The organism is Oleiphilus sp. HI0079 (genome assembly GCF_001635105.1).
On sequence record NZ_LWFT01000035.1, the window covers coordinates 1 to 8,917 of the forward strand.

An 8,917-nucleotide genomic window follows, 5' to 3' on the forward strand; every position below is an offset into this window, starting at 1 on the left:
ATCGCCCTTATGAGGCGCATAGTAACCAGGATGAATTCCGCCAGCAGCGAGCCAGTAGCGAAGTTCATAGTTGTGCGTAGAAACAGGGAATACCATCCCCATATTGAAAGGCTTACCTTCACTTTTATACTTTTCAACAACCGGTTTTAATGCATCCGCCTTAATTGGGTGCACCGGCTTACCGTCCTCATGAGGGATATTTGGCTTCATCTGCGCCCAAATATCGTTGGAAACGGTAATACCGTTACCGTTTAGATCCATACTGAACGCTGTAATGATGTGCGCCTGCGTACCAAATCCGATTGTCGCGCCAAGAGGCTGACCTGCCAGCATATGCGCTCCATCCAATTGACCGTCTATAACGCGGTCTAGAAGCACTTTCCAGTTAGCCTGAGCTTCCAAGGTGACATACAAGCCCTCATCTTCGAAGTAACCTTTTTCGTAAGCAATTGCTAAAGGCGCCATGTCTGTCAGCTTGATAAAGCCAAACTTAAGCTCTTCTTTTTCTGGCCAACCCAATTCCTGAGCCTGCACAGATGTTCCAAGTAATGCACCCGTTGCGGCCAGCGTCACCGTAATAGCAGTAAACTTGGTCTTTATTGACTTCAAAAGTCCGTGTTTTTTCATGCTCTACTCCAGCGTGATATCAATATTTTTTCAAAAAAAAACCCGCAAAGCCTCTCGGAGAGGAGACTAAGCGGGCAACGTTGCCTGGCGCATTGAAGGCCACTATGCCTTCAACCGCTTCTTGTCCAGTGAATACCCCGCGATATTTGACCAAGAGGGGTAAACGATAAATCAGTTAGCGCTTTCTGAATGCGCTAAGCGTTCTTACTAACTACGTGCCATGACTAAGCAATACTAAGGCCAACTCTAAAAATACTTATTTTTCAGAGGGTTAACTGACCGCCAAGCCTTTACCCACACATGCGAACGCACCAACAAGAGGAGCATTGCACTAAGCCTGCACAAATTCGGCGCTTATCGCCTGGTATAGATCTTCACGAAATATTTCGTCGATAGAGACAGATGCGCTGTCTTCGCTCGATAACTGACCGGCCTCGACCATCTTATTAAGTAACCAGCGTCCTCGCTCGGTACTGGGCACGTTTACGCCATGGTCTTTGCTTGAGTAGAAGCGATTATATTGCTCGACCTCTCTTGGTGCGGCCGCCTCATGCGTCAAACAACTACCGAGTAAAGAAGGAGCAATCACATCTAGAGGCGCATCTAGATAATGGCTATGCGTCAACATGCGCGCTGCTTCAAATCGATTAGGTATATTCTCTAGCCAGCGACAAGCTCGCTCAATTGCGACGCAGGAAGCCGTTACGGTCTGCGGGTACTGATCCACGAAATCAGCAGTGAACCCCAATACTTTTTCTGGCTGATCTTGCCAGACATCATAGGAGGTGAGGCCGGTATATCCAATTCCCGAGCGGACCGCTTTTGCGTTCCATGGGCCACCCACGCAATACCCATCGATTTCGCCACTGAAAAGAAAATCGACCATATTCACGGGTGGCACAGTGAGGATGTCAATGTCGCTCAGGGTGACGCCACCAGACTTCAACCAATCGAGCAACTGATAATGATGGCAACTGTATGGAAATACGTGAGCGAGTTTGAGCTTAGCCTTTCCATCGGCACTACGTCGGGCAATCACCGAGTTTAAGACTTCTGCACTGAGCGGCTGATCGGGATGTATCGATTCATGCGCCTTTAACTCGAGATAGAGGGCATCAGAAAGCGTAATCGCATTACCGTTGAGGCTAAGAACAAAAGGCGTGACGATTTTCCTCGCACGGCAACCCAAGCCTAAAGTACTGGCAATTGGCATGGGAGCGAGCATCTGCGCCGCATCGAGTATTCCGGCATGAAGCTTGTCGCGCAAGGTTGCCCATGAGTTTTGCTTTTGTAACGTTACATCCAACCCCACATCGTCAAAAAAACCGAGCGCTTTCGCAACGACTAAAGGCGCCGAGTCGGTGAGAGGTACAAAACCGAGCGACAGTGATGTTTTTTCAATACCTGTCATCTAACCACCTAGAAATTCATATTCTTCATCATTGAAATTACAGTTCGCGCGACGTCTTCGATCTTTTGTCCTGAATCCATCGCGGTTTTACGCATACTGTGAAACGCCTCATTTTCAGAGATGCCCTTAACATCCATTAATAGTCGCTTGGCTTGATCAACAAGTTTTCTCGCTTCGAGTTCGTTCTTCGTTTGGGAAAGCTCATCTTTGAGGCGTTGATACTCGTTAAACCGGGCAACGGCGGCATCCAAAATGGGGCGAATTCGAGCGGAGTCAGGATCACCAACAACGTAGGCGCTGACACCAGATTTAACAGAGAGATTAATCATCTCCTCATCTTCCGATTCGGAGAACATCACAACGGGCTTAGGGGCAAACGCCGACATGGTATGCAGACTTTCAAGCATGTCGCGACTTGGCGACTCGATATCAATCACAATGATATCTGGTTGCCACGCATCCACTTCTTTTAACAACGCAACGCTAGGGCTAGCAAGATGACGCACGCGATAGCGGGATTGCTCTAAAGCAGCAGTCACATCGTTCGCTCTCTCGACATTCTCGTCGATAAGCAAAATACTGAGTTTTGAAGACATTATTTGTTTGGGGCTCCCAGCCGGACAACACAACCTCGGCAAAGTATGCTCCCAATGAAGCAAGCGGATACCCAAACATTGAAATACGTTTTTTATTCAATGGGTTATGAAATCACTAAACAAAGCAGGGAACTGAAAACACAGCGTTACGCACCATTTCGGTGCGCAAGATCAAAAGCCGGACACAGCTCCGGAAAGCACTGAATCACTCATCAGGTTCGCTGTCTGGTAACGATACTCGACAACCCGACCAACGATTGTAATCGCCGGGCCTGATATTCCACTTGTCTCAACGCGATCCGCAATCGTTGCGAGCGTACCGATACAAACACGCTGCTCTGCGTGCGTAGCATGCTCGATGACGGCCACTGGCATATCTTTATCGACTCCGTGTTGGATGAGGCGTTGACAGATCTGCTCAATACGGCGCAACCCCATATAGAAAACAAGCGTTTCGCCATGCTTTGTCTTCTGAGAAGGCGCCATTGACGACCAATCAGGCTCAGCACTTTCGTCTTTGAGATGTGCAGTTACAAACCGCACACTTTGAGCGCAATCACGATGTGTTAGCGGAATACCTGCATAGGCAGATGCGCCAGACGCCGCGGTAATACCAGGAACAACAACAAACGGAATGTCATGCTGTGCAAGTAGGGCACACTCTTCACCCGCACGAGCAAATATCGCCGGATCTCCTCCTTTAAGTCGAACTACCCGCTTACCGGATTGAGCAAGCTCCAGAAGCACCCTACAGATCTCTGGTTGTGTCATCGAGTGCTGACCGTAGCGCTTACCCACATACATCTTTTGTGCTGATGCCGGAAACATCGCAACCACATCCTCTCCAACAAGAGCATCGTAAAGAATGACTTCGGCCTGCTGAATCGCTTTGTATGCTTTGATGGTCAACAGCTCTGCATCACCAGGGCCGGCACCAATCAAATGTACACATCCGTCGGATGCGCGCTGGCCTATCCCTTGGTTGCTAGCATCAGATAAATTCGTACCCGAAGTCGATGAACTGACTCTCTGAAACACACCGAGGCGCGCCTGCGCGAATACATCTTTAACACGCAAAATAATGCTTGCTGTTAGTGCGCTCATACCAAAACCTCCTCAGGCTGCAACGACACCATTTTTACGTCACGCTTCGCCAGTATTTTCTTCAATTCCGGCTTACACGATCCACAATTGGTTCCACACTTAAGCGCATCGCCAAGCGACTCTACAGAGTCACATTGCTTGGTTTCTATGGCATCATGAATGGCCTTCTCTCCAACCTTGAAACAACTACAGACAATTTTCCCTTGCGTAAATTCATCGTCCACCTCTCCGTGCAGAAGTTCATGAATCTGTTCGCTACTCAATGCATTTTCCTGAATAAGAGACTCAAACCACGCTCTATGAAAATCGAGCGGTGACGACTGCTCCATCAGGAGGGCGCTCAAAGCACCCTGATTTAAATATAACGAGACTCTGCCAGTAGCCTTGGTATGGCTCATGCTTTGAGTCGAAGAAATGACGCCTAAATCGGCTAACTGCTGGGCAATTTCCGTAGTCGATTCAAGACAACTGATCCGATAAACGAACGCACCATTGATTCGGATTTTGCTCCAAACTTCGGCCATCGTCGACAAAACACGATGATCAAGCTCCTCACGGAGCAACAGGTACGCATGTTTTTTTACTGTCAGCTTTTCGAGCGCGACGGCCGCATGCTTCAGCTCCGGCTGCCCTGAGATCGCGTCTCGCGCATCACTATACAAATAAGCGATTGAGGCAGAAGAAGACCATTGTTTTCCCCAGTGAATTGGCGCAAATAACTCTCCACGCCGCTGAGCGCTGTCAATCTGAATGGGCAGAACTACTTGCTGGCTAGTTTGCGTCGAAACAGCCGAACTCAGTGATACGAGGTCACCATCTTTCAGATCCAGCGCTTGAGCATCCTCGGCATGAATCGCTAAAAAAGACTCCGGACTATGCTGGCTCAAGGCAGAGCTTGAGCCAGAGCGGGTCATGGTATGCCACTGATCTCTGAGGCGGCCACTGTTCAGAACGAAAGGGTATGCATCAGAAGTCACTTGAGTCGGGATCTTGAAGTCGACCGCTATACAGTTAGCCTTTCCCGTGGGGGTATAAAACGCTTGGTCTGTAAATAGACGTTTCGTACCGTTCGGATTCGTGCTGTTTACTGGCCATTGCACAGGCTTCATACGATCAAATTGCGCGCGACTAAGCTGCGCAAGACCTGACAAGTCCAAGTCTCGTTGACTCTCATTCTCACCACGACCGTTTCGGTAACCGGTCAGCCCGGCATACTCCACAAAAACCTCATGGCTACTCTGAAAATCGAACCCGGAATACCCCATTCTCTGGGCCACATCACAGATGATTTTCCAGTCATGACGCGCCTCTCCTAAAGCAGGCAAAAAAGCACGTTGGCGTGAGATAGTTCTATCGGAATTTGTCACTGTTCCGTCTTTTTCCGACCACGCGGTGGCTGGAAGTTTTATATCCGCATAAGCAAGCGTATCGTTCGACGCGACATAATCAGAGACCACTACACACGCACACTTTTTAAGGGCGCGCTCAATTCGATTGCGGTTTGGCATGCTTACCAACGGATTCGTTGCCATAATCCAGACGGCTTTCACTTCTCCGGATTCGATTGCATCAAACAGCTCAACGGCTTTATGGCCCGCCTGCTCAGAGAGCGTGGGGGAGTTCCAGTATTCCTGAACGATATCCCGATGCTGTTCATTATCAATATCCATATGCGCAGCGAGTAAGTTAGACAGCCCACCCACTTCGCGGCCCCCCATCGCATTTGGTTGCCCGGTTATTGAAAACGGAGCGCTACCGGGCTTACCTATTTTCCCGCTCGCCAAATGACAATTTATAATACTGTTTGCCTTGTCGACTCCAGAACTTGACTGGTTCACTCCCATTGAATAGAAGCTCATGGCTGTCTGACTAGCGCAGAACCAAGTATAAAACTGCTCCAATCGATCGGCGGCGAGATCACACACCTGTGCGGTGCGCTCTACTGTCCATTCTCTGGCCTGCTTCAACGCATTATCAAATCCGGCAACACTACTCTCGAGAAAACGAGAATCTAATCCACCATTCTCACTTAGATAATTCAACAATCCATTGAAGAGAGCCACGTCGGTACCTGCCTTAATCGGTAGGTGTAGATCTCCTAGCTCGCAAGTAGCGGTATTGCGCGGATCGATAATAACAACTTTCAAACCCGGGTTTAGCTGCTTGGCTCGTTCAACTCGCTGAAATAACACTGGATGAGTCCAAGCGGCATTCGAACCAACAAACACAATTAACTCGCTGAGTTCTAGATCCTCGTAACTACAGGGTACGGCGTCACTACCAAACGCACGTTTTTGAGCTGCAACCGCAGATGACATACACAAACGAGAGTTTGTATCGATGTTGGCTGATCCGATATACCCTTTCATGAGCTTGTTCGCGACATAATAGTCTTCGGTCAGCAGTTGCCCTGACACATAAAGCGCAACCGAATTGGGTCCATGCTCTTTTATAATCTTGCTAAAACGATGCGCAACTTCATGCGCGGCCTGCTCCCAACTCGCATCTAGGCCGTCTACCTGCGGCGTAACAAGCCGCTGGTTTTGCTCCAGAGTATCGAGTAATTTACTGCCCTTAATGCAAAGACGGCCAAAATTAGCAGGGTGCTCAGGCGTTCCGGAGACGGCAACTGGCTGCGGTTGGCCTACAGAGCCACTCAATTGCACATCCACGCCACAACCCACACCACAGTAAGGGCAGGTGCTTTGTTTTAACGTACTTGAGGCCAGTGCGTTTGACTCTAAGCCATGCGAGCTGCCGCTATTGATCGTCGGGATTCTCTGCAAGCCAGACATAACCTAGCCAACCATACCAAGTTGCACGGTATTACCAACAATGCGGGTGGGGTAAGCGCTAATCATCTTACTCTCATCATCAAGACATTCCCCTGTCGCCAAACAGTAGCGCTGCTTATAAAGCGGCGAGGCAAGCACAAATTTTTGCTCATCATTATCCGAATTTACCGATGCAACTAAGCCTCGATACAAGACGTTTGCCTGACCAAACGGGTCCCAATTGCTAACGGCAAACACCTGAGATTCACTACTCGTACTTATCTTGAAAATAGCGACCTGCTGCTCGTCTACCAAAGCACAAACACCCGAGTTATCTACCAAGTCTTCTACTTCACAAATTGGGATCCAACGATCGACTTCTTTCATTTTTCTACCCCTATACCAACTCAGTTTCTGCGTGTTCATCTTCCGAAAGCGCGTCGCTGGCAATGATTTTCTCGTCCGCTCGTGCTGGACGTATCTGGTCACGCTCTTCAACAAACACAATGTTTGGATCCGTTTTGTCGCTGTTCACAAACTGTCTAAAACGCTTACGCGAATCCTGTTTTTCAACCGCAAGCTTCCACTCACACTCATAGCTATCCACAATATGCTGCATTTGCGCTTCAAGCTCTTGAGCAATCCCCAACGAATCTTCAATGACGACCTGTTTGAGGTATTCCAGCCCGCCTTCCAGATTGTCCATCCAAACGGAGGTACGCTGCAGACGATCGGCTGTTCGAACATAAAACATCAAAACGCGATCGATGTATTTAATGAGGGTTTCGGTGTCCAAGTCCGTCGCAAACAGGTCTGCATGACGCGGTTTCATCCCGCCATTACCGCAAACATAGAGGTTCCATCCCTTATCCGTCGCAATGACCCCAATATCTTTACCCTGCGCTTCAGCACATTCTCGGGTGCAACCTGAGACAGCCATTTTGACTTTGTGCGGAGCACGAAGACCCTTATAACGATTTTCGATATCGATGGCCGCGGTAACAGAATCCTGAACACCGAAGCGACACCAAGTGCTGCCAACACAGGACTTAACCGTTCGCAAGGATTTCGCATATGCGTGACCGGTTTCAAAACCGGCAGCGATGAGCTCTTCCCAAATTGGAGGCAATTGCTCGACGCGAGCGCCGAACAAATCAACACGCTGTCCGCCAGTAATCTTGGTGTAGAGCTTATATTTCTTCGCAACCTGGCCAAGCACGATAAGCTTGTCAGGGGTAATCTCTCCACCTGCAATACGCGGGACAATCGAGTAGGTTCCGTCTTTCTGCATGTTTGCCAGATACGTATCGTTTGTGTCCTGCAAGCTCACATGATCTTTGGACAAAACAAAATCATTCCAAACCGAAGCGAGTATTGAGCCCACTGCTGGCTTACAAATCTCACAACCAAGACTGCCTTTGCCATGAGCATGAATAAGCGCTTCGAAGGTCTTGATTTGCCCGACTTTAATAAGATGGAACAGTTCTTGGCGTGAGTAAGCGAAGTGCTCGCAAATGTCTTTTTTAACTTCAACGCCGCGCTTCTCAAGCTCAGCGTCGAACACATTTTTCAGTAGTGCGGAACAACCACCACAACCTGTACTTGCCTTGGTGCAAGCCTTGATTGCAGGCAAATCGCAACTACCCGCGTCGATAGCCTCAACAATGTCGCCCTTCGAAACATTATGACAAGAACAAACGGTAGCCGTATCAGGCAGGGCGTCTGCACCCAGAGCCGGCGCAGCATCAGAACTTGGCAAAATGAGGCTTTCAGGCGCATCAGGCAAATCAATACCATTAAGCGCGTACTGCAAAAGCGTATCGTAATCCGCGTTATCGCCTACCAGTACAGCACCGAGAAGCTTTTTGCCTTCGGCATCAACAACAATCTTTTTGTATACTTCTTCAGGCTGATTTTCATAAATATACGACTGGGCCCCTTCGGTCCGACAGTGCGCGTCGCCGATAGAGCCAACATCAACGCCCATCAATTTCAGCTTGGTACTCATATCCGCACCTTCAAATGCAAGGTCGCCGCCCGTAATATGACTTACCGCCGCACGCGCCATCGTGTAACCCGGCGCAACCAGACCAAAAATGAAGTTATTCCAGAGCGCACATTCTCCGATGGCATAGATATCCGGATCTGAGGTAAGGCATTGGTTGTTCACGACAATCCCGCCTCTTTCACCAAGCTCAAGGCCAAACTCACGTGCAAGCGCGTCTTGAGGACGAATGCCTGCGGAAAATAGAATCATGTCTGTCTCAAGGTGATCACCATCCGCAAAACACATACGATAACGGCAGTTTTCACCCGCAGTAATTTCTTGAGTCGCTTTCTGGGTGTGTACTTGAACGCCCAACGATTCAATTTTTGATTTAAGTAAACGACCGCCACCTTGGTCT

At 49.0% G+C, this 8,917-nt stretch carries 7 protein-coding genes; all 7 read right to left on the reverse strand.

The window, feature by feature from the left end:
* Positions 1–627: CmpA/NrtA family ABC transporter substrate-binding protein (locus tag A3750_RS00670; RefSeq protein WP_231871655.1), on the reverse strand; the 627-nt coding region annotated here is incomplete at its 3' end.
* A 331-nt stretch (positions 628–958) separates the two neighbouring features.
* Positions 959–2,038 (reverse strand): CmpA/NrtA family ABC transporter substrate-binding protein, encoded by a 1,080-nt coding sequence (locus tag A3750_RS00675; protein WP_068453098.1) that lies wholly within the window; start codon positions 2,036–2,038, stop codon positions 959–961.
* A gap of 8 nt (positions 2,039–2,046) precedes the next feature.
* On the reverse strand, positions 2,047–2,634 hold the full coding sequence (locus A3750_RS00680; protein WP_068453101.1) for an ANTAR domain-containing response regulator: 588 nt from the start codon (positions 2,632–2,634) through the stop codon (positions 2,047–2,049).
* Positions 2,635–2,805: 171 nt separating this feature from the next.
* The gene (cobA, locus tag A3750_RS00685) at positions 2,806–3,738 is read right to left on the reverse strand and encodes a uroporphyrinogen-III C-methyltransferase (protein ID WP_068453104.1); all 933 of its coding nucleotides are present in this window, start codon (positions 3,736–3,738) and stop codon (positions 2,806–2,808) included.
* On the reverse strand, positions 3,735–6,533 hold the full coding sequence (locus A3750_RS00690; RefSeq protein WP_068466201.1) for a nitrate reductase: 2,799 nt from the start codon (positions 6,531–6,533) through the stop codon (positions 3,735–3,737). Before A3750_RS00690 ends, cobA begins: the two co-directional genes overlap by 4 nt.
* Positions 6,534–6,536: 3 nt before the next feature.
* Positions 6,537–6,899: a nitrite reductase small subunit NirD gene (nirD, locus tag A3750_RS00695; protein ID WP_068453012.1), complete on the reverse strand. Its 363-nt coding sequence runs from the start codon at positions 6,897–6,899 to the stop codon at positions 6,537–6,539.
* 10 nt (positions 6,900–6,909) lie between these two features.
* On the reverse strand, positions 6,910–8,917 hold a 2,008-nt coding region (gene nirB / locus A3750_RS00700), incomplete at its 5' end, for a nitrite reductase large subunit NirB (protein ID WP_068547932.1).